This window comes from Bradyrhizobium sp. CCBAU 25360 (assembly GCF_028128695.1).
GTDB classification, from domain to species: Bacteria; Pseudomonadota; Alphaproteobacteria; order Rhizobiales; family Xanthobacteraceae; genus Bradyrhizobium; species Bradyrhizobium ottawaense.
Window position 1 is genome coordinate 313,962 of record NZ_LBJA01000039.1, and the last position, 25,834, is coordinate 339,795.

Sequence of the window (25,834 nt, forward strand, 5' to 3'; positions counted from 1 at the left end):
GAAGCCGATTAACGCACTCTTAAACCTTGATGCCTCCGCCCGCCGTCGCGCTTGTTGAACACAGGTTTCCCACACAATGAATTCGCGCTCCAAGACTGCTCTCCGCAAGCCTGCCGCCAAAACATCCGCCGCCAGAACGTCCGCCGCCAAGAAATCCGCCGCCAAGGCAAAGTCCTCCAAAACGCCGCTCGCAAAGCCTGCGAGCAAGACCGGCAAGCTTCCGGAGTGGAACCTTGCCGATCTCTATTCCGGGATCGATGCGCCGGAAGTGGCGCGCGATCTCGAAACGATGGATGCCGACTGCGTCGCGTTCGAGACCGACTACAAGGGCAAGCTGGCGACAGGGACAGCAAACGAAGATGGCGGAAAATGGCTCGCGAAAGCCGTGCGACGCTATGAGGCAATCGACGATCTTGCCGGCCGGCTCGGTTCCTATGCCGGGCTCGTCCACGCCGGCGACAGCGTGGACCCTGCGATTTCAAAGTTTTACGGCGATGTCTCCGAGCGGCTGACGGCGGCGTCCACGCATTTGCTGTTCTTTGCGCTCGAGCTCAATCGTGTCGATGACGATATTTTGAACCGGGCGATGCAAGCGCCCGAGCTCGCGCACTACCGTCCCTGGATCGAGGATCTGCGCAAGGAGAAGCCGTATCAGCTCGACGACAAGCTCGAGCAGCTTTTCCTGGAGAAGGCGCAGACCGGCTATTCCGCCTTCAATCGGCTGTTCGACCAGACCATCTCCGGACTGCGCTTCAAGGTCGGGGCCAAGGAGTTGGCGATCGAGCCGACGCTCAATCTGTTGCAGGACCGCGACGGCGCCAAGCGCAAGAGCGCAGCCGAGGCACTGGCAAAAACCTTCAAGGCCAATGAGCGCACCTTTGCGCTGATCACCAACACGCTCGCCAAGGACAAGGACATCTCCGACCGCTGGCGCGGTTTTCAGGACGTCGCGGATTCCCGCCATCTGAACAACCGTGTCGAGCGCGAAGTGGTGGATGCGCTGGTCGCCGCGGTGCGGGCGGCCTATCCGAAGCTGTCGCATCGCTATTATGCGTTGAAGGCGAAGTGGTTCGGCAAGAAGCGGCTGGCTTATTGGGATCGCAATGCGCCGCTGCCCTTTGCCGCGACCGATACCATCGGCTGGCCCGACGCGCGCAACATGGTGCTGACGGCCTATCGCGGCTTCTCGCCCAAAATGGCCGATATCGCCGAGCGCTTCTTCACCGATCGCTGGATCGACGCGCCGGTGCGGCCGGGCAAGGCGCCGGGCGCGTTCTCGCATCCGACCACCCCGTCGGCGCATCCCTATGTCCTGATGAACTACCAGGGCAAGCCGCGCGATGTGATGACGCTCGCCCACGAGCTCGGCCATGGCGTGCATCAGGTGCTGGCGGCGAAGAACGGTGCGCTGATGGCGCCGACGCCGCTGACGCTGGCCGAGACCGCCAGTGTGTTTGGCGAGATGCTCACGTTCAGGCGGCTCCTTGCCCAGACCAAAAATGCAAAACAGCGCCAGGCGCTGCTCGCCGGCAAGGTCGAGGACATGATCAACACCGTGGTGCGGCAGATCGCGTTCTACTCGTTCGAGCGCGCGGTCCACACCGAGCGCAAGAACGGCGAGCTCACCGCGACGCGGCTCGGCGAGATCTGGCTGTCGGTGCAAGGCGAGAGCCTGGGTCCGGCGATCGAGATCAAGGCGGGCTACGAGAATTACTGGATGTACATCCCGCACTTCATCCATTCGCCGTTCTACGTTTACGCCTACGCGTTCGGCGATTGCCTCGTGAACTCGCTCTATGCGGTCTACGAGAACGCGGCCGAGGGTTTTGCCGAGCGCTATCTCGACATGCTCGCCGCCGGCGGCACCAAGCATTATTCCGAGTTGCTGCGGCCGTTCGGGCTCGATGCCAAGGACCCGAAGTTCTGGGACGGCGGCCTGAGTGTCATCGCCGGGATGATCGACGAGCTCGAGGCGATGGGCTGAGTGTAGGGCCGTAAAACATTTGTTGAACAATTGGGTGGGTCGTGTTATACAGATGTATAACGAGGTGCTGCCATGAACGAGAACGCGAGCTCTAAGGACTTGAAGAACGAATCCACCGTGCTTCAGGTGCGCAAGATAGGCAATTCGATCGGCGTTATCCTGCCGAAGGAGCTCGCGGGTCGTCTGAATCTCAAAGAGGGCGACAGGCTGTTTCCGGTGGAGCAGTCGGACGGTGGCGTGTTGCTGACGCCGCATGATCCTGACTTCGAAAAAGCAATGGAAGTCGCACGGCGAGGCATGAAGCGTTATCACAACGCTCTCGCCGAGCTTGCCAAGTGAATGAGCCGTTCTGGCTGACGCGTCGGATCATCATTGCGATCCACCACGAACAACTGGCGATCCATGGCGGCGCAAGCGGCCTTCGAGATGAAGGCATGCTCGAATCCGCGCTCGATCGGCCCAGAAACAAACGGTCTTACGAGAGCGCCGATCTTCCCGAATTGGCGGCGGCGTACGCCTTCGGCATCGCGCGCAACCATCCGTTCGTCGACGGCAATAAGCGCACGTCGCTGCTGGCGCTGTACACGTTTCTCGGCGTGAACGGCATCGACTTCGTTGTACCCGAGGCTGAAGCGGCAGCCATCATCCTGTCGCTCGCTGCCGGCGAGGTCAGCGAGGAGAACCTGACGCGTTGGATCCGCGACAATTGGGATTCCAAATGAGCCGATTTGCGGGAAAACCGCTGCCCAGCGCCGTTGCCCTGCTCGAAGGTTTCAGGTATCCCAGCCCAAGAATTCGACTTTCGACTGGGGACAATCCATGGCTGATCATAGCGAAGTGGCGTACAGCACCGCCGACGGCAACGACTACGTTGCCCACGAGCAGACCTACGAGGGCTTCATCAAGCTGGTGAAGTACGGCACGGTCTCGGTCGCGCTCATCGTGATCCTGATGGCGGTCTTCCTGACCTGATCTGTCGGCAGCTGCACACGCCAGCGGCAGCAGCTGCCCAGAATATTTGCATCCAAGCCGGTGCCAAAACCGGTATCGAACGCCGCGGGAGTAACGCTTAGTTTGCGCGCGCGCTGTCCCGCGCCGCCGGAGGACCTATGAAGATCGCCGTTGCCAAGGAAATCGATCCGCTCGAGCCGCGAGTCGCCGCTTCGCCCGATACGGTGAAGAAGTTCAAGGCGCTGGGCGCCGAGATCGCCATCGAGCCGGGCGCCGGCCTCAAATCGGGCCTGCCGGATTCCGAATTCACCGCGGTAGGTGCCACCGTCAGCGCAGATGCGCTGAAGGATGCCGACATCATCATCAAGGTGAAGCGTCCTGAAGCCTCCGAGCTCGCGCAGTACAAGCGCGGCGCGCTCGTCATCGCCATCATGGACCCCTATGGCAACGAGGCCGCGCTGAAGACGATCGCCGATGCCGGCGTTTCCGCCTTCGCGATGGAATTGATGCCGCGCATCACGCGCGCGCAGGTGATGGACGTGCTGTCCTCGCAGGCGAACCTCGCCGGTTACCGCGCCGTGATCGAGGGCGCCGAGGCGTTCGGCCGCGCCTTCCCGATGATGATGACCGCTGCCGGCACCGTGCCTGCGGCGAAAGTGTTCGTGATGGGCGTCGGCGTCGCCGGCCTCCAGGCGATCGCGACCGCGCGCCGTCTCGGCGCCATCGTGACCGCGACCGACGTGCGGCCCGCGACCAAAGAGCAGGTCGAATCGCTCGGCGCGAAATTCCTCGCCGTCGAGGACGAGGAGTTCAAGAACGCGCAGACCGCCGGCGGCTACGCCAAGGAGATGTCTAGGGAATACCAGGCCAAGCAGGCCGCGCTCACCGCCGAGCACATCAAGAAGCAGGACATCGTGATCACCACGGCGCTGATCCCGGGCCGGCCCGCGCCGAAGCTCGTCTCCGGCGAGATGGTCAAGTCGATGAAGCCGGGCTCGGTGCTGGTCGATCTCGCCGTCGAGCGCGGCGGCAATGTCGAAGGCGCCAAGGCCGGCGAGGTCGTCGACCTCGATGGCATCAAGATCGTCGGCTACACCAACGTCGCCGGCCGCGTCGCGGCCTCGGCCTCCAGCCTCTACGCGCGCAACCTGTTCTCCTTCATCGAGACCATGGTCGACAAGACGGAGAAGAAGCTCGCCGTGAACTGGGACGATGAACTGGTCAAGGCGACCGCGCTCACGAAAGACGGCGCCGTCATCCACCCGAACTTCCAGCCGAAGGCTTAAGGAGACCCGCCATGGAGCATGCTGCACAGGTCGTCGACCCCTTCATCTTCCGGCTGTCGATCTTCGTCCTCGCCGTCTTCGTCGGCTATTTCGTGGTGTGGTCGGTGACACCGGCGCTGCACACGCCGCTGATGAGCGTGACCAACGCGATCTCCTCGGTGATCGTGGTCGGCGCGTTGCTTGCCGGCGGCGTCGCGAACGTCTCGAGTGGCTCGGGCTGGGCCCGCGCCTTCGGCTTTGTCGCGCTCATTTTCGCCTGCGTGAACATTTTTGGCGGCTTCCTTGTCACCCAGCGCATGCTGGCGATGTACAAGAAGAAGTCGAAGTAAGCGGCCACCTCGGGCTGAAGGGATCAATGGGGACCTGAGATGAGCGCCAACCTCTCTGCATTTTTGTATCTCGTGGCGGGAGTGCTGTTCATCCTGTCGCTGCGCGGGCTGTCGAGCCCGGCTTCGTCGCGCCAGGGCAATCTGTTCGGCATGATCGGCATGGCGATTGCGGTCGCCACCACGCTGGCCAACCATCCGCCGGCAGACGGCCTCGCCTGGGTGCTCGTCATCGTCGGTATCGCCATCGGTGCCGCGATCGGCGCGGTGATCGCCCGTCGCGTGCCGATGACCTCGATGCCGGAGCTGGTCGCCGCCTTCCACTCGCTGGTCGGCATGGCCGCGGTGCTGGTCGCCGCCGGCGCGTTCTACGCGCCCGAGGCCTTCGATATCGGCACCCCCGGCAATATCCATCCGCAGAGCCTGGTCGAGATGTCGCTCGGCGTCGCCATCGGCGCGCTGACCTTCACCGGCTCGGTGATCGCGTTCCTGAAGCTGTCCGCGCGGATGAGCGGCGCGCCGATCATCCTGCCCGCCCGCCACATCATCAACATCGCGATTGCCGTGGCGCTGGTGTTCTTCATCGTTCGCCTGGTCCTGACCGGCGGCGCGCTCGACTTCTGGCTGATCGTCATCCTGGCGCTGGCGCTCGGCGTGCTCATGATCATCCCGATCGGCGGCGCCGACATGCCGGTCGTGATCTCGATGCTGAACTCCTACTCCGGCTGGGCTGCGGCCGGCATCGGCTTCACGCTCGGCAATTCCGCGCTGATCATCACCGGCGCGCTGGTCGGCTCGTCGGGCGCGATCCTGTCGTACATCATGTGCCACGCGATGAACCGGTCCTTCATCTCGGTCATCCTCGGCGGCTTCGGCGGCGAGACCGCGGCGGCCGGCGGTGGCGGCGGCGAGCAGAAGCCCGCCAAGCTCGGCTCGGCGGATGATGCGGCCTTCATCATGAAGAATGCCCAGAAGGTCATCATCGTGCCCGGCTACGGCATGGCGGTGGCGCAGGCGCAGCACGCGCTGCGCGAGATGGGCGACATCCTGAAGAAGGAAGGCGTGGAGGTGAAGTACGCCATTCACCCGGTCGCCGGCCGCATGCCCGGCCACATGAACGTGCTGCTGGCCGAAGCCAACGTTCCCTACGACGAGGTGTTCGAGCTCGAGGACATCAACTCCGAATTCGCGCAGGCCGACATCGCCTTCGTGATCGGCGCCAACGACGTCACCAACCCGGCGGCCGAAGAGGACAAGACCTCGCCGATCTACGGCATGCCCGTTCTTCAGGTCTGGAAGGCCGGCACCGTGATGTTCATCAAGCGCTCGCTCGCCTCCGGCTATGCCGGCATCGACAATCCGCTGTTCTACCGCGACAACACCATGATGCTGCTCGGCGACGCCAAGAAGGTCACCGAGAACATCGTCAAGGCGATGTAGCACGCGAAGGAAACGGACCGTGGCCATCAACAGGGAATGGCACCGGTCCCATCGCATGCCGCTCAAGGCGACGCGCGAGCAGCGCGTCGCATGGCACGCCGCCCACAAGGCGGCGTGCGGCTGCCGGGACGTACCGGCGAGCCTCCGGCCCGACGTCATGAAATTGCTGCGGAGCAGTCGCAAGCCCTGAGCCTGAACCGGGGGCCGGCCGCGCAATGATCACCATCGCCAAATGGACCGTCATCCTGCTCGCGACCGTCTATCTCGCCGGGCTCGTCGTGCTCTATGCCCGGCAGCGCGAGATGCTGTTTCCGATACCGACCGCCAAGCGGACCCCGCCTGAGGCTGCAAATTGTCCCGAGGCGGAGGAGCATGTCCTGGCCACCTCGGATGGCGAGAAGATCATCGTCTGGCATGTGCCGGCGAGGCCGGGTCGTCCCGTGATCCTGTATTTTCCGGGCAATGGCGATTTTCTCGCCGGCCGTGTCAGCCGCTTCAAGGCCATGACGGCTGATGGCACCGGCTTGGTCGCGCTGTCCTACCGCGGCTATGCCGGCTCGAGCGGCGCGCCGAGTGAGGAGGGTCTGCTGCGCGATGCCGCTGCCGCCTATGCCTTCACCACCGCCCGCTACACGGCGGAACGAATCGTCGCCTGGGGCTTCTCGCTCGGGACCGGCGTGGCGGTTGCGCTCACCTCGGAACAGCGTGTTGGAAAGCTCGTCCTGGAGGCCCCCTATACCTCGACGGCCGACATTGCATCTTCGTCATTCTGGTTCGTGCCGGTGCGCCTCTTGATGCGCGATCCGTTCCCTTCCGACGAGCGGATCGCGCGCGTCACGGTGCCGCTCCTGGTGATGCATGGCACCAATGACCTTGTCATTTCGATCGTGTTCGGAGAGCGTCTGTTCGCGCTCGCGCATGAACCGAAGCAGTTCGTTCGCTTTGCGGGCGGCGGACACGACAATCTCGATGCGTTCGGTGCGATCGAAACGGCAAGGCGCTTCATTGGATCCTGAACGGCTCGTCTCCCGGCTGTGGGGCGTATCCCTCGCCGCCATCCTCGCCTTGTTGCCGCAGCAGGCCTGGGCCGCAAGCGGCCTCGATGGTGCGGCGATGCGCTGGCCCTATGCGCTTCCCTTTGCCGGCCTGTTGCTGTCGATCGCGCTCGGACCGCTGCTGTTTGCAAAAGTCTGGCACCATCATTACGGCAAGATCGCTGCTGCCTGGTCGCTGCTGGCGCTGGCCTCGCTCGTCATTTTTGCCGGGAGCATGGCGACGCTGGCGGCGTTCGTCCATGCCATGCTCGCTGAATATCTCGGCTTCATCGTGCTGCTGTTCGCGCTCTATGTCGTGGCCGGAGGCATTCTCATTACCGGCGACATCAAGGCCACGCCGGCGACGAATGCCGGCATCCTCGCGCTCGGCACCTTGATGGCAAGCATCGTCGGCACCACGGGGGCCGCGATGATCCTGGTCCGTCCGCTGATCCGCGCCAACCGGCCGCGGCGCCACAACGCCCATGTCATCATCTTCTTCATCATCCTGGTCGCCAATGTCGGCGGCGCGCTGAGCCCGCTCGGCGATCCCCCGCTGTTCGTCGGTTTCCTGCACGGCGTCGACTTCTTCTGGACCACGCGGAGCATCTGGTTGCAGACCGCAATCGTCGCCGGATTGCTGCTCGCGATCTTCATCGCCATCGATTCCTGGCGCTTCCGCAGCGAGCCCGCGCTGAGCGACGCCGGTCCTGCGGATCCGGTCCGCATCCGCGGTCTGGTCAACCTCGTGCTGATCGCAGCCATCGTCGCGAGCCTGCTGGCCTCGGCGATGTGGAAGCCCGCTATCGCCTTCGACATTCTCGGAACGAAGCTGGAGCTGGAAGACATCGCGCGCAATTTGGCGCTGCTTTCCATTGCGGCGCTGTCGGTGTGGCTGACGCCGGACGAGCACAGGCTGGCCAACGGCTTCACCTGGGAGCCGATCCGCGAGGTCGCAAAACTGTTCGCGGGCATTTTTGTCGCCATCATCCCGGTCATTGCCATGCTCAATGCCGGCCATCACGGCGCCTTTGCCTGGCTGTTGTCGGCCGTGACGGCACCGGACGGCACGCCGCGCGAGGTCGCCTATTTCTGGTTCACCGGCCTGATGTCGGCGTTTCTCGACAATGCGCCGACCTATCTCTTGTTCTTCCAGCTTGCCGGCGGCGATCCGCAAATGCTGATGCATCAGCTGTCGGGCACGCTCGCGTCGATCTCGATGGGCGCCGTCTACATGGGAGCGCTCACCTATATCGGCAACGCGCCGAACTTCATGGTCAGCAGCATTGCCAGCGAGAACGGGATCAAGATGCCGAGCTTCTTTGGCTATCTCGTGCGCGCCGGCGCGGTGCTGATCCCGCTGTTCATGCTGCTGACGCTGCTGCCGGTCGCGCCGATCCTGCGCTGGCATTGAATCCGCCGGCCGATTTGCTCGCCGCTCGACAAGGAGCTCGAGCTCGGCCTCGACGCCCGGGGGGCAGCGTGGTCTTGCTCCCGACCTTCGTCCTGAGCATGCCGACCTTCGGCACGGGCAGGACAAACGTCCTGTTCGGGCTTGTCCATGTGATGGTATTTGGCGTCTACGTATTCATGGTTTCGTGCCCTGAACCACTTTGCGCTCACGCGGCCCTTCGGGGGCCGGGATCGCGTCCCAGGAGAGGTCCCAATGCTTGCCGCCAGATCCGAGGTTCAGGTCGACAACGAGGAGGTCCGGGTGACGGAATGGCGGCTCGGTCCGGGCAGCGCCACGGGGCATCACACCCACGGCATGGACTATGTGATTGTTCCCGTCGTCGCGGGCGAAATGACCATCGTGGCGCCGGGCGGCGAGCGGTCCAAGGCGCAGCTGGCGGCCGGGAAATCCTATTTCCGCAAGGCGGGCGTCCAACATGACGTACTTAACGAAACCTCAACCGAGATCGTGTTCCTTGAGATCGAGCTGAAGCCGTAGGTCCGGCCTTACAACTTGCCATCGATCCGTCGCAGTTGATCCCTTACAATGCCCCAAAGTTCCCGCATCAGATCGCGCGGGGAGTGGCCGGAATGCTGAAATACCTCGCTAAAATTTCGATGGATATTTTCCCCTCGGTGCTCGCGACGATCATCGGGGCGTACATCGTTAACCACTACATCAACGCCAAGCCGGCGGCTGACGCCCCTGCGGCCGTCGTGGCCCCTGCCGAGGCCGGCAAGAACGGCAAGCCCGCCGATGTGGCCAATCTCCCGGCGCCCGGCGTCAAGGCCAAAGGCATCCCCGAGAAGAGCGTGACGGACAAGCCGGCGGCTGAAAAGGCTGCCGATCAGCCGTCTGCCGAGCACAAGGCTGCGGATGTGGCTCCGGCCGAGGCCAGCCCGCGTGGCAAGCCGTCGGCGCGCGAGAAGGCGGTCGCCAAGTCTACCCCGACGTCTACCCCGGCCGCCAGCACGCCCGCTCCCGCCGCTCCGGTGGTTGAGGCCAATTCGGCGCCGGCTGCCGCGGCTCCGGCCCCCGACGCCAACGACCTCGTGCGTGCCGCGATCGAGCGGCTGCGCAAATCTCCTGAGGGCAAGTCTCCTGAGGGCAAGTCTCTTGAGGGCAAGTCGTATGAAGGCAAGTCCGCCGAGACCAAGCCTGCTGCCGAGGTTAGGCCGACCGAGACCAGGTCAGCCGAGAAGCCGACCGAGCCTGCCGTGCGGGAAGCCGCTCGCACGCCCGAGGCCCCGCGGGTCATCAGCATGGAGCCGGCTACGGTCCGTCCGCTGCCGCCGCCGATCACGGTATCGACGCCCTCACCAGAGGCCTATGGCAAGGATGGCTCCTCGCCGGCCAATCCGTCCTATACGGCCTCGGTCGGTAGCGATGATCCGAATCGGATGACGCCGCCGGCTGACATTCCCGTGCCGGTGATCGCGCCACCGCTCGATCTGCGCGCCGACGCCGGTGGCTCCATGCCGCGGCCCAAGAAGACCAATGTCGCCGACGAGATGCTGTCGGGCATGAAGTCGATGTTCCACTCGGTTCTGCCGAAGAGCGCCACCCCCGATTGAGACGGTGCCAGAACCGTCAGCCGCCGACGCGGGCGAGGCCGCTGCGCGCGGCGTCGTCGCGTGGACGAAGCGATACAGCCCTGGTGTAGGACGCCGCCGCCTTGGCCCTGTCGCCCAGCCGCTCATAGGCCTGTCCCCGCGCGGTCCAGACCTGCGCGTTGTGCGGATCGGCCTCTGAGGCCTCATCCAGATCGGCCGTGGCCTCCCTGACCTTGCCGAGCGCGAGATAGCTGGTGGCGCGGCCGAGCAGCGGCTCGACCTTCTGGGGATTGAGCCCGCTCGCAGCGCTGAAATCTGCGATCGCGAAGTCGTGCTGATTGTTGCTCTGGTAGATCAGGGCACGGCCATACAGCGCCTGCGCATTGTAGGGATCGAGCCCGACCGCGCGATTGAACTCGTCGAGCGCCGCCGCGACCTCGCCTGACTTGGCCAGGGATTGGGCTTTTGCGGTGTGGGCCTGAGCCTCGGTGACGTTGGCGGCGCTCACCGCGCTCTCGGCGGGCGCGGCGGCCTTGGGCGCCTCCTGCGGCTTGTCCTTCTCCGGCATCAGCGATCCCAGATCGAACGAGCAGCCGCACAACGCTATCCCCATGAGCGCCAGCGCGAACGGCGGCTGCGAGATCCGGCGTAGCCACGTCAAGCCGTGCTGGGGGAGGGGGGAGGCCATCTACGGTTCGCTCGCGCTAGAGCATGATCCGGACCCGAAGGGCCGCGTTGGCGAAAAGTATGCAGCGGTTTTCTCTCGCGACAAACGCGCAATGCGTTTGCGTAGAGATTGCTCAAACAACAAACTAAAGCGCGACGACGTTCAATCCAAATCTCATCGCGCTTGCGTGCCGCATCCGTGGTGCCCGACCCGGAAAAGGCCCCGCGCACAAACAATAACGCGGGCCAGAGGCCCGCGTCATCGAAACTGAAATCTTGCAAAATTCGGTAAATCAGCGCGGTCCGCGCGGACCAGCACCTGCACCCGGGCCACGCCCGCCGCGATCACCGCCGGGACCGGCGCCGAACACCGGCTTCGGCTTCATCGGCAGCAGGCCTTCGCGCTGCAGCTTCTTGCGGGCCAGCTTGCGCGCACGGCGCACAGCTTCGGCCTTTTCGCGGGCCTTCTTCTCGGAGGGCTTCTCGTAATGACCGCGGAGCTTCATCTCGCGGAAAATTCCCTCGCGCTGCATCTTCTTCTTCAGCGCCTTGAGGGCTTGGTCGACATTGTTATCGCGAACGAGAACCTGCACGCGGCATCCTCTTCAGTGGATCGGATTTGAATTCTGGTAAGACGAAGGGGATGGCGAAAACGCGCAAGCCCTTAACCTTGAGGGCGCGGATGTATCAGACAAATCCCGGGATGTCCACCGGACAAGCGGGCTTTCGGGCCAAGTTCAGCCATTAAATGAGGCGAAAATACCTCTGTGCGGCCCTGATTTGGGCGATTCGACGCCAGGGATGGGGCCGTTTCCGGAGCTTGTTCCGGAATCTTTGAAAGCAGGGGACGACACATGGATATCAAGAAATACGCCGCTGAAGCCATCGGCACCTTCTGGCTCACATTCGCAGGCTGCGGAAGCGCGGTGATCGCTGCCGGCTTCCCGCAGGTCGGAATCGGTCTGGTCGGTGTCTCCCTCGCATTCGGACTGAGCGTGGTCACCATGGCCTATGCGATCGGCCATATCTCCGGCTGCCATCTCAACCCGGCCGTCACGGTCGGTCTTGCCGCCGGCGGGCGTTTTCCGGCCGGCCAGATCCTGCCCTATGTGATCGCGCAGGTGGCCGGCGCGATCGTGGCCGCCTGGCTCCTCTACGTCATCGCGAGCGGAGCTCCCGGATTCGATGTCAGCAAGGGCTTCGCATCCAACGGCTATGATGCGCATTCGCCCGGCCAGTACAGCATGATCGTGTGCTTCCTCACCGAGGTGGTGATGACCATGATGTTCCTGTTCATCATCATGGGCGCGACCCATGGTCGCGCGCCCGCGGGCTTCGCGCCGCTCGCGATCGGGCTCGCGCTGGTGATGATCCATCTCGTCAGCATCCCCGTCACCAACACCTCGGTGAACCCGGCGCGCAGCACGGGTCCTGCGCTGTTCGTCGGCGGCTGGGCGATCGCGCAGCTCTGGCTGTTCTGGGTCGCACCGCTGATCGGCGGTGCGCTGGGCGGGGTGATCTATCGCTGGCTCAGCGAGGAGCCCACGGGCGTCGTCGCAGGCGCGAAGACGGCCTAAAGCGTTTTCGAGCGAAGCGGGATCGCAGCGATTGCTGCGGTCCCGCTACTTGCCTTTCGTCGGCCTGACTTCGGTGACGTGGCCCATCTTTCGGCCGGGACGCGGCGCACCCTTGCCGTAGATGTGCACGGTCGCGCCGGGCACGCTCAGCCACTTTTCGTAATCGTTGATCTCGTCGCCGATCAGATTGGTCATGGTGACGACTTCGCCGTGACGCACGGGCTTGCCGAGCGGCCAGCCGGCGATGGCGCGGATGTGCTGCTCGAACTGCGAGACCGACGCGCCGTCGAGCGTCCAGTGCCCGGAATTGTGCACGCGCGGGGCGATCTCATTGACCAGCACCTTCGGGCCTGTGCCATTGGCGAGCACGAACATCTCGACAGCGAGCACGCCGACATAGTCGAGCGCGCTTGCGATCTTGCCGGCGATGCTGCGTGCTTCGTCGGCGAGCGCAGCCGGGATCGGCGCGGGCGCGCGCGATATCTTCAGGATGTGGTCGCGGTGCTCGTTCTCGGTGACGTCGAAACACTCGACCTGGCCTGTGACCGAGCGTGCGGCGATCACGGAGATCTCGCGCTCGTATGGCACGAAGGCTTCCAGGATCGCGGATTTGGTCGCGAGGCTGGTCCACACCTTGGCGATATCGTCGCCCTCGCGGATGATGGCCTGGCCCTTGCCGTCATAACCGAAGCGGCGGGTCTTGAGCACGGCCGGAAGGCCGATCCTGGCGATCGCCTCGCGCAGCGAGGACACCGAGGTGACGTCGGCATAGGCCGCAGTGCCGATGCCGAGCCGCGTCACGAAATCTTTTTCGGCGAGCCGGTCCTGGGTGGTCTCGAGGATCTTGCGGTTGGGCAGCACGGGTCGGCGCGCGTCCAGCACCATCGCGGCGGCCGATGGCACGTTCTCGAATTCGTAGGTGATGACGTCGACGTCGTTGGCGAACAGTTCGAGCGCTTCGACGTCGGCATATTCGGCGCAGGTCGCGTTCAATACGACGTCGAAAGCCGGCGAGTCCGGATCGGGCGAGAACACCTGGCAGCGCAGGCCGAGCCGCGCCGCAGCCATGGCCAGCATCCGGCCCAATTGTCCGCCGCCGAGGATTCCGATGGTGTCACCGGGCTTCAGCTTCACCTGCCTGGTGTCGGTCACGCCTTGTCCTCCGGGCGCTCGGCGACCGCCTCGGTCTGCGCCTTGCGCCAGGCTGCGAGGCGATCGGACAAGGCCGGGTCGGACAACGCCAGGACGGCCGCTGCCAGCAGTGCGGCGTTGGTTGCCCCGGCCTTGCCGATGGCGAGGGTGCCGACCGGGATGCCGGCGGGCATCTGGACGATCGAATAGAGCGAATCGAGGCCCTTGAGCGTCTTGGATTCGACGGGAACGCCGAACACCGGGAGTTCGGTCAGCGCCGCCGCCATACCGGGCAGGTGCGCAGCGCCACCGGCGCCGGCGATGATGACCTTGTAACCCGCGGCCTTGGCGCCCTTGGCGAAAGCGAAGAGACGGTCGGGGGTGCGGTGGGCCGAGACGATGCGGGTGTCGGCGGCGACGCCGAGCGCGGCAAGCGTGTCGGCGGCATGCCGCATCGTGTCCCAGTCCGACTGGCTTCCCATGATGATGGCGATCGGCGCGGTCATGACGTTAATTGTGCCCGAAAAACAGAAAGATAGGCCAGATTAACGGTTCCGGCCGGCGGCTCGCAAGGCGGTGGCAAGGAGAAGGGAATCCACTATCCTGTCTTGGTGAATCCCCGCAAGCCTTCATTGAGCAGGATGCCCATGAAGAAACCAAAAAGGGCGGGCGCTGCGAAGGCCAAAAAGGGCCGGAAAACCAGTGCCGGCCGATCCAAAGCCGCCCCAAAACGGCTGACCAGGCGTTCGGCGGGGCCGCCGACGCGCGGCGCCTCGGGCGATGATGGAGCCAAGGATGCCGTCAGGACGACGATCCGGGGCTTGCGGGCCAAGCTCAAGGAGGCGCAGCGCCGGGTCGCGGAACTGGAAGCTGCGGCCGACACCGATTTCCTGCTCGATATCCCCAACCGGCGCGGCTTCGAGCGCGAGCTCGCGCGCGCCATCGCCTACATGAAGCGCTACCGCGCCAGCGGGGCGCTGATCGTGCTCGACGTCGATCGGTTGAAGCCGATCAACGATTCGTTCGGTCATGGCGCCGGCGACGAGGTGCTCAAGGCGATTGCCGCCACGCTGACGCGGCAGGTCCGTGCCTCCGACGTGGTCGGCCGGCTCGGGGGCGACGAGTTCGCGCTGCTGCTGTGGAATCTCAGCGAGACCGACGCCAAGGCGAAGGCGGCCATCTTCGAGCAGGCGGTCGACGAATTGTCCTTTGTCTTTCGCGGCCAGGAGGTGACCGCGGGCGCCTCCGCCGGTGTCGCGCTTCTGGGGGCGCAGTCCGACCCGGGCCGCGCCCTGGAGGAGGCGGATGCCGCCATGTATGTGCGAAAGGCGCACCGGCGGCACGAGCCGGGGGTCAGGCTGGTCGGCAGCTAAAGCGCGCTGAGATCTGGCGGTACGTTACCGAATTTCCGCAGCAATTTGGCGTCGCCAAACTCGCCGGTCAGGGGATCGCCGCTGCGGCTGAAGGCGACGGCGCCGATATGGCCGGCGCCGTGCGCCAGCATTTCCGCACGACGCAGGGCGGCAGCCGATGTCTGGCATTCCTCGGCAGCACCCGCCACCGGCGATCCGTCCTCGTCGATCAGGAAGGGCAATGCAACGTAGTAGGTGACGTCGGGCATGATCGGCTCCGATAGCTGACGGTTCAGGCGGCGCTGCTCTTGCTCCGCATCTTGCTGCGCGAGGTGTCCGGAATGCAGCCGGCGGAAATCGCCGCCTGCAATTCCTCCAGCTCGGCCTCCAGATATTCGTTGGCCATGATCAGCGCCTTGATGGTGCTGCGCAGATTGCCGTCGCACATCGCGATCGCCTGATCGCACGCCTGTTCATAATGGCTGTTGTCGAGAAGGGCGGCTGTCGACATCTGCATTGTCCTTGTCAGTTGTCCTGGGCGTTTTCTGGGGGCGCTGGGGTCGTCAAATGTTCCTATTTTGTTCTTTTGGAGTCAAGCGGATTCATCCGCGCGAGGGAAAGCCGGATCGCAGGTCAGGCGATGATGTCGGGGGTGATCTGGTCTTCGATGAACGCGATGCGGTCTCGTAACAACAGCTTGCGCTTCTTCAAGCGCTGTAACCGCAATAGGTCGGGGGCGGGCGATTGATGCAGTGCATCGATCGCCGCATCGAGATCTCGGTGTTCCTGCTGCAACCGGGTGAGCTCGGCTTCGAGCTCACGCTCGTCTTCATTGGTCATGTCTGCGGTGGCCGAAAACCGATAGGCGTGGGATTAAGGCTGTGGATGCCCTGTGGAAATTATCGTCCTTGCGCGGCGTGATCGCAAGCGATCTGCGACCATCGTTCGCCGATCTCCAGCGACATATTTCCGCTGATCGCTGCGGCGCTGCGCAAGCGCATTGATATCATGGATTTTTCCCGCGCGGTTCCTTTACTCACGCTTCGTTACATATGAATTTTCAAAAATGAAGCTGCGGCGACGGTTACCCATCGACAGAACGAATCGCTGATGTACACTTCCTTGTCCGGATCGAATCCTGAGGTTCAACCCTACCGAGGAGGTTTCGAATGACAATTCAGGCACATCTCGTTGAATTGGAGCGGAAGCACAAACTTCTCGAAAACGAATTGCACGAAGCTCTCGTGCACCTTTCAACAGACGACCTGCAAATTGTTGAGTTGAAGCGCCGGAAGTTGATGGTCAAGGACCAGATCGAGCGTCTGAGGCACGGCGACACGCTCCACTAGTACCCCCCGCAACAGCGTAGAGTTGAACATACCCCTATCCCGCAGGGGTGGGAGCTTTTGCGCTCATCCCTGCAACAAAGGTGAGAAACCGTGCAAAGAAGTTTGCGCGGTGTTTGGTTTTTGTCGCAACGCGTTGTCTTGCCGCGAACTGATATCCACGTCGCTCGAAAACGCTTCAGATGTCTGCGAGCTCGGCGACGTGATCTGCGATCGCGAGCGACGACGTCAGTCCTGGCGATTCGATGCCGAACAGATTGATCAGGCCAGCGACGCCGTGATCGCGCGGGCCCTGCATCAGGAAGTCCTGCGTGGCCACCGCGGGCGGTACGATCTTCGGCCGGATACCCGAATAGCTCGGCATCAACGCGCCGTCAGGCAGTGTCGGCCAGTATTTGCGGATCGCCGGGTAGAACCGCTCGGCGCGTGACGGGTCGACCTCGTAGTCGATCGTCTCGATCCACTCGACGTCAGGGCCGAAGCGCGCTTGGCCTGCCATGTCCAGCGTCAGATGCACTCCCAACCCGCCGGGTTCGGGCACCGGGTAGATCAGGCGCGAGAACGGCGCCTTGGCATTGCAGCTGAAGTAATTTCCCTTGGCGAGATAGGCGCGCGGAATTCGGTCCAGCGGCATGCCGTCGATGTTGCGCGCCACATTGGTCGCCGAGAGCCCCGCGGCGTTGACGAGGAGGGCGCATTGCAGCGTCATTGGCGCCTCGCCGCCGGCGTCGATCTCGATCAGGCCGTTCGCCGCCTTGGCGCGGATCAGCGGCGTGTGAAACGCGAACGCCGTGCCGGCTTCCTCGGCTTCGCCGCGCAGCGAGAGCATGTAGGCGTGGCTGTCGATGATGCCCGTCGATGGCGACAGCAGCGCGGCGTCGCAGGCCAGTGCCGGCTCCAGCGCGCGTGCCGCCTCGCCCGTGAGCTGCTGCATGTCGAGCACGCCATTGGCCTCGGCATGCGCCTTGATCGATTGCAGCTTCTCGGTCTCCTGCGGGCTGGTCGCGACGATCAGCTTGCCGCAATTCTTGTGCGGGATGCCGCGCTCGGCGCAGTAGCGGTAGAGCGCGTGCTTGCCGTCGACGCACATGCGCGCCATCCAGCTCCCGGCGCGGTAGTAGATGCCGGCATGGATCACCTCGCTGTTGCGCGAGGAGGTGATGGTGCCGATCGCCTCGGCCTCCTCGAGCACGATGACCTCGCGTCCGGCCTGCGCAAGCTTTCGAGCCACCGCGAGCCCGACCACGCCGGCTCCGATGACGACGCAATCGACCTTATCCATGGTTGTGCAGGAGGTCCGCTGGAGGCGCCGGTGGCATCAGGCCTGGAGAGAATGCCGCGCGGCCGTTTTCCGTTAAGGAAGAATTTATCATGTCAGGGCAATTGCCGTATTTCACGTCACATTTTTCTGTTGCGCGTACAGGCGTTTACCCGATCCAAACGCGTGAAGCCAGACAATCCGACGTTGAAATCGCGGGTGGCTGATGGCTGAGAAGAACTGGCACGAGGGCAGCACGCTTCCGATTGCTGTGCAGGCCGTTGTGTGCCTGGCCGGCACGGTTGCGCCCGCGCGCGCCTTTGCGCTGTCGGACAGCTTTGCCGCGCCGAGCTATCTCGGCCAGCTCGATCCCAACGTGGTCTGGGAAGTCCTGATCGCGGGCATCGTCGTCTGCGCCTTCCTCGCCGCGATCGTGCTGTGGATCCATTCCTCGCTGCGCCGGACCAGGCGTCTACAGTTGCGGCGCAACGCCTTCGTCTCCTCCGCCATGAACAATCTCAATCAGGGCGTGGTGATGACGGATGCGCAGCGCCGCATCATCTTCTGCAACGACCGCTATCTCGAGATCTACGGCCTGACGCGGTCGGAACTCTGGGCCAATATGGACGGCTATGAGCTTCTTAAGCTCCGGCGCAAGCGCGGGGTGCTCGGCGGCATCTCCGACGACGAATTCTACGAGAAGGCGGCAAGCCACAACGGCCTGATCACCGAGCTGCCCGACGGCCGAGCCATCCTGGTGAAGTTTTTCGTGCTGCCGAACGGCGGCTCGGTGGCGACGCATCTGGACGTCAGCGAGCAGCGCAAGCTGTCGCGACAGCTCGCTTCCACCAAGCAATTCCTGGAATCGGTGCTGGACCATGTGCCGGCCTGCGTGGCCGCGAAGAACATCGAGGACGGCTGCTACATCTTCGCCAACAGCGCCTATGAGCGGTTCTGGGGGTTCTCGCGGGATCATGCCGTCGGCAAGAACGCACGCGAGCTGTTTGCGCCGGTCTCGGCAGCCAGTATCGAGGCGACCGACCGGGCGGCGCTCAACTCCCCGGACGGCCAGTTCCGCAACGAGTTCGAGGTCGACCGCGGCGGCGAGCGGCGCATGGTCGCCTCGATTCGGATCGTGGTCCGCAACGAGAGCAACAAGCCCGAGTTTCTGCTGCTGGTGTTCGAGGACATCACCGACCGCCGGTCGCTGTCGCAGGAGCTGGAGAGCACCAAGAAGTTCCTCGAGCTGGTGGTCGACAACATCCCGGTGGCGCTGATCGTCGAGCAGGTCAAGGACGGCCGCTATCTGCTCGCCAATCGCAGCGCGGAGACGATCCTCAACCGCCGGCGCGAGGAGGCCACGGGCCTGACCGCGTCCGACATCTTCAACCCCAAGGAAGCCAAGCTGATCATCGCGCGCGACGAGGCCGCGATCAAGAAACGCGGGATGATCACCGAGGAGCATCCGATCTCCACCAAGGACGGCCTGCGGCTGTTCCTGACCCGCCGCGCCACCGTGCTCGGCGATACCGGCGAGCCGCAATATCTGATCAAGACCCACGAGGACGTCACCGACCGCCGGCAGACCGAGTCGCGCATGGCGCACATGGCCTATCACGACGGCCTCACCGATCTGCCGAACCGCGCCGCCTTCCTTCAGGCGCTAACCCAGATGATCGAGGCCTGCGAAGGCACCGGCGAGGAGTTCGCCGTCCTCTGCGTCGACCTCGACGGCCTCAAGGAGGTCAACGACGTCTTCGGTCATGCGCTCGGCGACAAGCTCCTGATCGAGGTGGCCAAGCGGCTCCAGGACTCCGCCCGTGGCGGCGTGGTGGCGCGCCTGTCCGGCGACGAATTCGGACTGATCATCGACGGCAAGCAGCCGGACGCGGGTCTTGCGCTGGCGCAGCAGATCGGCGACGCCGTCGCGAAGGACTTCCAGATCGACGGCCGGGCGGTCCGCGCCGGCGTCACCACCGGCATGTCGATCTTCCCGCACAATGGCACTGACGGCGCCTCGCTGCTCGCCAATGCCGGTGCGGCGCTGTTCCGCGCCAAGCAGAAGTCGCGCGGCACGATCAGCCTCTTCCAGCCCGAGATGGACCAGCAGATCCGCGACCGCCGCGTGCTGCACCAGGACCTGTCGGTGGCCATCAAGAACGGCGAGCTCTCGCTTGCCTTCCAGCCCCAGGGCGCCGCCGGCCACAGCGTTGCCGAGAGCGAGATCATCGGCTTCGAGGCGCTGGCGCGCTGGCAGCATCCGGTACGCGGCCAGGTCTCGCCGGCCGAATTCATCCCAATCGCCGAGGAGAGCGGTCTGATCGTCGAGATGGGCGAGTGGATCCTGCGCGAGGCCTGCCGCGAGGCGGCGTCCTGGCCGAAGCCGCTCCAGGTCGCGGTCAATCTGTCCCCGGCGCAGTTCATGCACGGCGACGTGGTTGGCCTCGTCCATTCGATCCTGCTCGAGACCGGCCTTGCACCCGGCCGGCTCGAGCTGGAGATCACCGAGGGCGTGTTGATCGAGGACTTCGACCGGGGCCTCGCGCTGCTGCGCCGCCTGAAGGCGCTCGGCGTGCGCATCTCCATGGACGATTTCGGCAGCGGTTACTCCTCGCTGAGCTATCTCCAGGCGTTCCCGTTCGACAAGATCAAGATCGACCGGGCCTTCATCACCAATCTCGGCCGCAATCCGCAATCGGCTGCGATCGTGCGCGCGGTGATCGATCTCGGCCACGGCCTCGAAATGTCGATCATCGCCGAGGGCGTCGAGACGGTCGAGCAACTCGCCTTCCTCGCCAAGGAGGGCTGTGACGGCGTGCAGGGCTATCTGCTCGGCAAGCCCTTGCCGATCGGGAAATATGCCGGGCTCGTCGGCCGCGCTGAAGTCATGGAGCTTGCGCTCAAGACCGGCTAGAGCGTTCGAGCGAAGTGGACGCCGGTTCGCGTCAAGAAAAACCGTCAGAATAAGAATCTAGAGCCCCGTTTCGATTTCATCGGAACGGAAATGGCTCTAGTGATGATGGGGCGCTTTGCTCCCATTCGACGGCTTCATGGCGGATTACGACCTCGCGATCATCGGCGGCGGCCTGAACGGTGTCAGCCTCGCGCGCGATGCGGCCGGCCGCGGCTTGCGGGTGATCCTGTTCGAGCAGGGCGATCTCGGCAGCGCGGCATCGTCGGCAACACCGCGGCTGATCCACGGCGATCTGTCGGTGCTGGAGCGGCGCGGGTTCCGGCGGGTGCGCCGGGCCCTGGCCGAGCGCCGGACCTGGCTCCGGATCGCACCGCATCTGGTCCGGCCGATGCGCTTCGTGATCCCCGCGCATTCCGACGAGCGGCCGCCATGGCTGCTGCGTGCCGGCCTGTATGTCTATGACGGTCTCACGAACCGGGGCGGCCTGCCGCCCTCGGCCACTCTCGACATCACGCATCATCCGGTCGGCAACGCGCTGAAGCGCCCGTTCGGTACGGCGTTCGAATATTCGGACTGCGTGGTCGATGACTCTCGCCTGGTGGTGCTGACGGCGCTGGATGCCGCTGAGCATGGGGCGGCGATCCGGACTGGTGCGCGTTGCGTCCGTGCGGACAGAACCGACATTTGGCGGCTCGCGGTGGTCGATCGCGGCCACCGCCGCACCATCACGGCGCGGGCACTGGCCAACGCCACCGGCGGCTGGACGCCAATGGTTGCTGAGACCGTGCTGCGGCAGCCGCAGCCCGCGATGGCGGCCACGCAGATGAGCCAGATCATCGTGCCCAGGCTGTTCGATTCCGAGAACGTCTACGTCTTTCAGAACAATGATGGACGGCTGATCTTTGCCCGGCCCTTCGAGCGCGACTTCACGCTGATCGGCACGGTCACGCACGCCTTCACCGGCGATCCCGCAATTGTGGCGATGCCGGGGGCCGACGTCGGCTATCTCTGCGAAGCGGCGAGCCGCTATTTTCGTCAGCGCGTCGCCCCGACCGACGTGGTCCGGACGGTCTCCGGCGTCAACCTGACGCTGGCGTCCCTGCGCGGCCGCGACGGCACGATGCTGTTCCATGCGCGCCAGCGCAAGGCGCCGCTGCTCACCATGTTCGGCGGCGACGTCACCACCTCGCGCCTGCGCGCGGAGTGGGCGGTGACGAAGCTGACGCCGTTCTATCCGATGTCGCCGCCCTGGACTGCCGGCGCCGCGCTGCCCGGCGGAGATTTTGCCTGGGAGCGTTTCGACACCGAAGTCGACCTTGCGCGCGACCGCTGGCGGTTTCTCTCGGAGCCAGAGGCCCAGCGTCTGGTCGGGGCTTATGGGACGCGGTTGTCCGCAGTTCTCGGTGACGCCAGGAGCCGCGACGATCTCGGCCCGGGCTTCGGTCCCGAACTGACCGGCGCCGAGGTCCGCTATCTGATGGCTCGCGAATGGGCCCGCTTCCCCGAGGACGTCCTGTGGCGCCGCTCCAAGCTGGGCCTGACCATGCCTGCGGCGGACCGCGACGCGCTGGCGTCGTTCATGGCGAATGTGATGTGAACGATCTCTCCCGGCACGGTTGAGCTAGGGACGATCGGCGGCTAGCGTGCGGCGGAATCGGGGTTGGCAGGATCATGACGGACGAGTTGCCCAGAACAGGCGCCGCGGCTGATGCGGCCGGCGGAGATGCGCTTCCTGCGGCGGGCCAGCCGCTGCTGCGCATCGAGGGCGTCGCCAAAACCTTTGGCACCTTCCGCGCCGTGGATGGCGTCTCGCTGGACATCAAGGCTGGCGAATTCTTCGCGCTGCTCGGCCCGAGCGGCTGCGGCAAGACCACGCTGCTGCGCATGCTCGCCGGCTTCGAGGCGCCGGACGAGGGGCGCATCCTGCTCGGGGACAAAGACATCGCGCAGGCGCTGCCGCATGAGCGCCCGATCAACATGATGTTCCAGAATTACGCGTTGTTTCCGCATCTGTCGGTGCGCGACAACATCGCCTTCGGCTTGAAGCGCGCCGGCATGGCACGCGCCGACATCGCCGGCCGTGTGGCCGAGATGGTCGCCCTGGTGAAGCTCGAAGGGCTCGAGAAGCGCAAGCCGGATCAGCTCTCCGGCGGCCAGCGCCAGCGCGTCGCGCTTGCCCGCGCACTGGCGCGCCGCCCGCAACTGCTGCTGCTCGACGAGCCGCTCGCGGCGCTCGACAAGAAGCTGCGCGAGAATACGCAAGGCGAGCTGATGGAGCTGCAGCGCCGGCTCGGCATGACCTTCATCGTCGTCACCCACGACCAGGAGGAAGCCATGACGATGGCGAGCCGGATCGGAGTGATGAACACCGGCAGGCTTGCTCAGGTCGCGAGCCCCCGCGAGCTCTATGAAGCTCCGCGCTCGCGCTGGATCGCGGAGTTCGTCGGCGACGTCAATGTGTTCGACGGCGAGACCAGATTGCGCGACGGTCATCGTCTGGTCATTGGTACGCGTGATGCGGGTACGCTGGTGGTGGCCGAGCCGCGCGAACCGGTCGGCGCGGGAAGATTCTCGATCGCGATTCGTCCCGAGAAGATCAAGTTGTCGCGCCGCGCCCCGGTCAGCGAAGCCGGTCGTGAAACCACGATCAACAGCCTGGACGGCGTGATCGCGGACATCTGCTATCTCGGCGGCACCACCACCTATAAAGTGAAGCTCGATACCGGCGGAATCGTACGGGCCTCCGTCGCCAACAGCGCGCGTCTGGACGTCGACGCCTATAGCGTGGGCCAGCAAATCGTCGCCTGGTTCACGCCCGATGATTGCGTGGTGCTGCCGTCATGAGCTCCCGCCGTATCTTCGCGCGTCCGGCGCGCTTTGCCGCGATCGCCCCCTATGTCTGGATGGTGCTGTTCTTCCTGGTGCCGTTCGCGTTCGTGCTCAAGATCAGCCTGTCGCTGACGGCGATCGCGCAGCCGCCTTACGAGCCGGTGTTCGACCTGATGGCGGGGTGGGACGCGCTCAAGGCGGCCTTTGCCGCACTGTCGATCGACAATTTCAAGCTGCTCGTCTCCGACGACATCTATGTGTTCGCCTATGTGCGCAGCCTCACCGTCGCTGTGACCGCGACTGCGCTGCTGCTGCTGATCGGCTATCCCATCGCCTACGGCATGGCGCGACTGCCGAAGAGCTGGCAGGCGGTGGCGATGGTGCTGGTGATCGTGCCGTTCTGGACCTCGTTCCTGATCCGCATCTATGCCTGGATCAACATCCTCCAGCACGACGGGCTGCTGAACCAGATCCTGCTGGCGCTACACCTGGTCAGCCAGCCCCTGGTCTGGCTTTCCACCGACAGCGCGATGTATATCGGCATCGTCTATTCCTATCTGCCGTTCATGATCCTGCCGCTCTACGCCACGCTCGCCAAGATGGAGCCAGCGCTGGAGGAGGCGGCTGGCGATCTCGGCGCGCCACCGTGGCAGGTGTTCTGGCTCGTCACCTTCCCGCTGTCGCTGCCCGGCGTCGGTGCCGGCGTGCTGCTGTGCTTCATTCCCATCGTCGGCGAATTCGTCATCCCGGACCTTCTGGCCGGCTCCAATTCGCTGATGATCGGCCAGACCCTGTGGCTCGAATTCTTCACCAACAAGGACTGGCCGGTCGCCTCTGCCGCGGCCATCGTGCTGCTGGTGGTGCTGCTGATGCCGCTGCTGCTGTATGAGCGGCTCCAGAAGCGGCAGCTGGAACAGGGGCGCTGACGCCATGCGCAAGGTCTCACGCCTGTCCCGTTTCAACATCGCCTCGCTCGCGCTCGGGCTGGCGTTCCTTTACTTGCCGATCCTCATCCTCGTCATCTACTCCTTCAATGCTTCGCGGCTGGTGACGGTGTGGGGCGGCTGGTCGCTGCGCTGGTATCACGAGTTCTTCAACGACCGCGCCATGATCGAGGCGGCCTGGATGAGTTTTCGCGTTGCGGTCTCCTCCGCGACCATCGCCACGCTGCTCGGCACGCTCGCCGCGGTCGCATTGTCGCGCGGCGAGCGCTTCCGCGGCCGCACGCTGTTCTCCGGCATGCTCTACGCGCCGCTGGTGATGCCCGAGGTGATCACCGGTCTGTCGCTGCTGCTGTTGTTCGTCGCGCTGAACGCCGAGCGCGGCTTCTGGACGGTGACGATCGCCCATACCACGCTGACGATGTGTTTCGTCGCCGTGGTCGTGCAGTCCCGGCTCGGCTCGCTCGACCGTTCGCTGGAGGAGGCGGCGATGGACCTTGGCTGCGACCCGGTCCGCGCCTTTCTTTCGGTGACGCTGCCGTTGATCGCCCCCGCGATCGTCGCAGGCTGGATGCTGGCCTTCACGCTGTCGCTGGACGATCTCGTGATCGCGAGCTTCACGACCGGGCCGGGGTCGGCGACCTTGCCGATCCGGATCTATTCCGAGGTGCGGCTGGGCGTGAAGCCGGAGATCAACGCGATCTGCACGCTGGTGATCGCCCTGATCGCGGTGGTCATCGTGATCGCCTCGCTCGCTTCGAAACTGTCGAGCTCGCAGGGCGAGAGCGCGGCGCCGCTGTAGCCGTTCGTGCAGCGTGCCATCCTCGCGCCGCGCCCTGCACCGCCGCCCCGAGTTGCCGCAGCGCCAGGGCGTCGAGCGGGAATTCCAGCAGGATATGGATCAGGCTCAGCGCCAGCAGGAAGGTGAAACCGAACGCGTAGTCGTAGAAGTAGAGCGCGGTGGAGGCTGCGCTGGCGGCGGCCATCGCCGCCAGCCGCGCCTTCGGGACTGCGGTCCAGCGGATGACGTCGGCTTTGATGAACCAGTTGAGGTAATGATAGGTATAGACGAAGGCGAGCAGGCTCGTCAGCCTGGTGTCGAGGACGAGACCGGGTACGCCGAACAGCCGGCTGAGCGCCGGGCCGACATTGCCGAAATAATCCTGTCCAACCCGGGCAAAGCTTGCGATCCGGACTTCGGCGGTTGGCGGCAGCAGCAGGATCGTAGCAATCGCGACGAGGTAGACAGCCACCAGCGCAGCTTGGACGCGGCTGCCGGATCGGTGCGCGCCGAGCACCATGAAGATCAGCGTGAACAGCGAGACGTGGACCAGGGTCGGAATCAGGATGCCGATGACCGCGAGCGAAGACCCGCTCGAATACATGATCGCGGACAGGGCGAGTGCCGTCATGAACAGCAGCATGCTCTCGATCGCCGAGGTGGTGGCCGCGAGCATGGCGCAGACGATCAGCGCGCCCCACATCGCAAAGCCGAACCAGGAGGCGTTGTCGATCAGGGCCGCGACCACGGCGATGATTGCGAGGGCTGCCGCAATCCCGCGATGTGGCAGGTAGTAGCTGCGGTCGTGCAGCCACGAAATCTCGGTGAAGTAGTGCGCCGGGCCGAGCACGACATAAGCCAGCAGGAGCAGCTCGAACGGCATCAGATAGGCCGCCGCGAGCGCCAGCAGCATCAGGCCGAGATGGATCGCGTCGTTGCTGCGCATGATGCCGTGCCCTGCATTGGGGCACGGAGGCTAGAGCAGGCGTGGACAACCCGCAATTGTCCACGT

General features: G+C 64.7%; 29 protein-coding genes and 1 pseudogene. 21 read left to right on the top strand and 9 right to left on the bottom strand.

Features of this window, described 5'->3' with window-relative positions; translation table 11 throughout:
• Positions 1 to 76: 76 nt before the first annotated feature.
• The 13 genes and pseudogenes from XH81_RS19175 (at position 77) to XH81_RS19230 (ending at position 10,048) form a co-directional block, all read left to right on the top strand.
• On the top strand, positions 77 to 1,984 hold the full coding sequence (locus XH81_RS19175) for a M3 family oligoendopeptidase (protein ID WP_028140300.1): 1,908 nt from the start codon (positions 77 to 79) through the stop codon (positions 1,982 to 1,984).
• Positions 1,985 to 2,056: 72 nt separating this feature from the next.
• Positions 2,057 to 2,323 (top strand): AbrB/MazE/SpoVT family DNA-binding domain-containing protein, encoded by a 267-nt coding sequence (locus XH81_RS19180; RefSeq protein ID WP_038948412.1) that lies wholly within the window; start codon positions 2,057 to 2,059, stop codon positions 2,321 to 2,323.
• Positions 2,320 to 2,706: a type II toxin-antitoxin system death-on-curing family toxin gene (locus XH81_RS19185; protein ID WP_097668350.1), complete on the top strand. Its 387-nt coding sequence runs from the start codon at positions 2,320 to 2,322 to the stop codon at positions 2,704 to 2,706. Before XH81_RS19180 ends, XH81_RS19185 begins: the two co-directional genes overlap by 4 nt.
• Positions 2,707 to 2,803: 97 nt before the next feature.
• A complete protein-coding gene (locus tag XH81_RS19190) occupies positions 2,804 to 2,956 on the top strand; it encodes an aa3-type cytochrome c oxidase subunit IV (protein WP_028140297.1) in 153 nt (50 codons plus the stop codon).
• A 137-nt stretch (positions 2,957 to 3,093) separates the two neighbouring features.
• Positions 3,094 to 4,221, top strand: coding sequence for a Re/Si-specific NAD(P)(+) transhydrogenase subunit alpha (locus tag XH81_RS19195; protein ID WP_028140296.1), 1,128 nt, complete (start codon positions 3,094 to 3,096; stop codon positions 4,219 to 4,221).
• An 11-nt stretch (positions 4,222 to 4,232) separates the two neighbouring features.
• Complete coding sequence (locus XH81_RS19200) at positions 4,233 to 4,550, top strand: proton-translocating transhydrogenase family protein (protein ID WP_018317801.1); 318 nt, start codon at positions 4,233 to 4,235, stop codon at positions 4,548 to 4,550.
• Positions 4,551 to 4,589: 39 nt separating this feature from the next.
• Positions 4,590 to 5,987 carry an NAD(P)(+) transhydrogenase (Re/Si-specific) subunit beta gene (locus XH81_RS19205; protein WP_028140295.1) on the top strand — a complete coding sequence of 466 codons (1,398 nt, stop codon included), beginning with the start codon at positions 4,590 to 4,592 and terminating at the stop codon, positions 5,985 to 5,987.
• Positions 5,988 to 6,006: 19 nt separating this feature from the next.
• Positions 6,007 to 6,177, top strand: a complete 171-nt coding sequence (locus XH81_RS19210; RefSeq protein ID WP_162832257.1) for a hypothetical protein — start codon at positions 6,007 to 6,009, stop codon at positions 6,175 to 6,177.
• 28 nt (positions 6,178 to 6,205) lie between these two features.
• Positions 6,206 to 7,003, top strand: a complete 798-nt coding sequence (locus XH81_RS19215) for an alpha/beta hydrolase (protein ID WP_028140294.1) — start codon at positions 6,206 to 6,208, stop codon at positions 7,001 to 7,003.
• The gene (locus XH81_RS19220) at positions 6,957 to 8,435 is read left to right on the top strand and encodes a sodium:proton antiporter (protein ID WP_028140293.1); all 1,479 of its coding nucleotides are present in this window, start codon (positions 6,957 to 6,959) and stop codon (positions 8,433 to 8,435) included. The genes XH81_RS19215 and XH81_RS19220 overlap by 47 nt, the downstream gene beginning before the upstream one ends.
• Before the next feature lie 24 nt (positions 8,436 to 8,459).
• Positions 8,460 to 8,626 (top strand): annotated as a pseudogene (locus XH81_RS38750) (ionic transporter y4hA); the annotation flags it as partial.
• A 61-nt stretch (positions 8,627 to 8,687) separates the two neighbouring features.
• A complete protein-coding gene (locus XH81_RS19225; RefSeq protein WP_028140292.1) occupies positions 8,688 to 8,972 on the top strand; it encodes a cupin domain-containing protein in 285 nt (94 codons plus the stop codon).
• A 92-nt stretch (positions 8,973 to 9,064) separates the two neighbouring features.
• Positions 9,065 to 10,048 carry a hypothetical protein gene (locus XH81_RS19230; protein ID WP_028140291.1) on the top strand — a complete coding sequence of 328 codons (984 nt, stop codon included), beginning with the start codon at positions 9,065 to 9,067 and terminating at the stop codon, positions 10,046 to 10,048.
• 16 nt (positions 10,049 to 10,064) lie between these two features.
• On the opposite strand, the gene XH81_RS19235 is transcribed toward XH81_RS19230, so the two are convergent.
• Complete coding sequence (locus XH81_RS19235) at positions 10,065 to 10,715, bottom strand: tetratricopeptide repeat protein (protein WP_028140290.1); 651 nt, start codon at positions 10,713 to 10,715, stop codon at positions 10,065 to 10,067.
• 271 nt (positions 10,716 to 10,986) lie between these two features.
• Positions 10,987 to 11,286 carry a 30S ribosomal protein S21 gene (rpsU, locus tag XH81_RS19240; RefSeq protein ID WP_028140289.1) on the bottom strand — a complete coding sequence of 100 codons (300 nt, stop codon included), beginning with the start codon at positions 11,284 to 11,286 and terminating at the stop codon, positions 10,987 to 10,989.
• Between the two features lie 261 nt (positions 11,287 to 11,547).
• On the opposite strand from rpsU, the gene aqpZ reads away from it, so the two are divergent.
• A complete protein-coding gene (gene aqpZ, locus XH81_RS19245) occupies positions 11,548 to 12,270 on the top strand; it encodes an aquaporin Z (protein ID WP_028140288.1) in 723 nt (240 codons plus the stop codon).
• A 45-nt stretch (positions 12,271 to 12,315) separates the two neighbouring features.
• On the opposite strand, the gene XH81_RS19250 is transcribed toward aqpZ, so the two are convergent.
• Together XH81_RS19250 and purE are read right to left on the bottom strand one after the other, a co-directional pair.
• Positions 12,316 to 13,422 (bottom strand): 5-(carboxyamino)imidazole ribonucleotide synthase, encoded by a 1,107-nt coding sequence (locus tag XH81_RS19250; protein WP_028140287.1) that lies wholly within the window; start codon positions 13,420 to 13,422, stop codon positions 12,316 to 12,318.
• Entirely contained in the window at positions 13,419 to 13,907 is a 489-nt protein-coding gene (gene purE, locus XH81_RS19255) for a 5-(carboxyamino)imidazole ribonucleotide mutase (protein WP_018317812.1), read from the bottom strand. Before purE ends, XH81_RS19250 begins: the two co-directional genes overlap by 4 nt.
• 141 nt (positions 13,908 to 14,048) lie before the next feature.
• Between purE and XH81_RS19260 the strand changes: the two genes are divergently transcribed.
• Positions 14,049 to 14,774 (top strand): GGDEF domain-containing protein, encoded by a 726-nt coding sequence (locus tag XH81_RS19260; protein ID WP_081494282.1) that lies wholly within the window; start codon positions 14,049 to 14,051, stop codon positions 14,772 to 14,774.
• Here the strand turns inward: XH81_RS19260 and XH81_RS19265 are convergent.
• From XH81_RS19265 to XH81_RS19275, 3 genes are all read right to left on the bottom strand, one after another.
• Positions 14,771 to 15,022 (bottom strand): hypothetical protein, encoded by a 252-nt coding sequence (locus XH81_RS19265; protein WP_028140285.1) that lies wholly within the window; start codon positions 15,020 to 15,022, stop codon positions 14,771 to 14,773. The genes XH81_RS19260 and XH81_RS19265 overlap by 4 nt on opposite strands.
• A 23-nt stretch (positions 15,023 to 15,045) precedes the next feature.
• Positions 15,046 to 15,264: a hypothetical protein gene (locus XH81_RS19270; protein ID WP_028140284.1), complete on the bottom strand. Its 219-nt coding sequence runs from the start codon at positions 15,262 to 15,264 to the stop codon at positions 15,046 to 15,048.
• Between the two features lie 122 nt (positions 15,265 to 15,386).
• A complete protein-coding gene (locus XH81_RS19275; RefSeq protein ID WP_008546179.1) occupies positions 15,387 to 15,593 on the bottom strand; it encodes a YdcH family protein in 207 nt (68 codons plus the stop codon).
• A 329-nt stretch (positions 15,594 to 15,922) separates the two neighbouring features.
• Here XH81_RS19275 and XH81_RS19280 point away from each other — a divergent pair, with 329 nt between their 5' ends.
• Positions 15,923 to 16,102, top strand: a complete 180-nt coding sequence (locus tag XH81_RS19280) for a YdcH family protein (protein ID WP_026201910.1) — start codon at positions 15,923 to 15,925, stop codon at positions 16,100 to 16,102.
• 175 nt (positions 16,103 to 16,277) lie between these two features.
• Here the strand turns inward: XH81_RS19280 and XH81_RS19285 are convergent, their stop codons facing one another.
• On the bottom strand, positions 16,278 to 17,381 hold the full coding sequence (locus tag XH81_RS19285; RefSeq protein ID WP_038948423.1) for an NAD(P)/FAD-dependent oxidoreductase: 1,104 nt from the start codon (positions 17,379 to 17,381) through the stop codon (positions 16,278 to 16,280).
• 202 nt (positions 17,382 to 17,583) lie between these two features.
• On the opposite strand from XH81_RS19285, the gene XH81_RS19290 reads away from it, so the two are divergent.
• From XH81_RS19290 to XH81_RS19310, 5 genes are all read left to right on the top strand, one after another.
• Positions 17,584 to 20,271, top strand: a complete 2,688-nt coding sequence (locus XH81_RS19290) for a sensor domain-containing protein (RefSeq protein WP_271596323.1) — start codon at positions 17,584 to 17,586, stop codon at positions 20,269 to 20,271.
• A 136-nt stretch (positions 20,272 to 20,407) separates the two neighbouring features.
• On the top strand, positions 20,408 to 21,868 hold the full coding sequence (locus XH81_RS19295) for a glycerol-3-phosphate dehydrogenase (RefSeq protein ID WP_271596324.1): 1,461 nt from the start codon (positions 20,408 to 20,410) through the stop codon (positions 21,866 to 21,868).
• Between the two features lie 74 nt (positions 21,869 to 21,942).
• Entirely contained in the window at positions 21,943 to 23,115 is a 1,173-nt protein-coding gene (locus XH81_RS19300; protein WP_038970878.1) for an ABC transporter ATP-binding protein, read from the top strand.
• A complete protein-coding gene (locus XH81_RS19305) occupies positions 23,112 to 24,026 on the top strand; it encodes an ABC transporter permease (protein WP_028140279.1) in 915 nt (304 codons plus the stop codon). The genes XH81_RS19300 and XH81_RS19305 overlap by 4 nt, the downstream gene beginning before the upstream one ends.
• A 4-nt stretch (positions 24,027 to 24,030) precedes the next feature.
• A complete protein-coding gene (locus XH81_RS19310; protein WP_028140278.1) occupies positions 24,031 to 24,843 on the top strand; it encodes an ABC transporter permease in 813 nt (270 codons plus the stop codon).
• Here XH81_RS19310 and XH81_RS19315 read toward each other — a convergent pair.
• Positions 24,776 to 25,768, bottom strand: coding sequence for a hypothetical protein (locus XH81_RS19315; protein ID WP_038948428.1), 993 nt, complete (start codon positions 25,766 to 25,768; stop codon positions 24,776 to 24,778). The two genes, XH81_RS19310 and XH81_RS19315, sit on opposite strands and share 68 nt — an antisense overlap.
• Positions 25,769 to 25,834 lie beyond the last annotated feature (66 nt).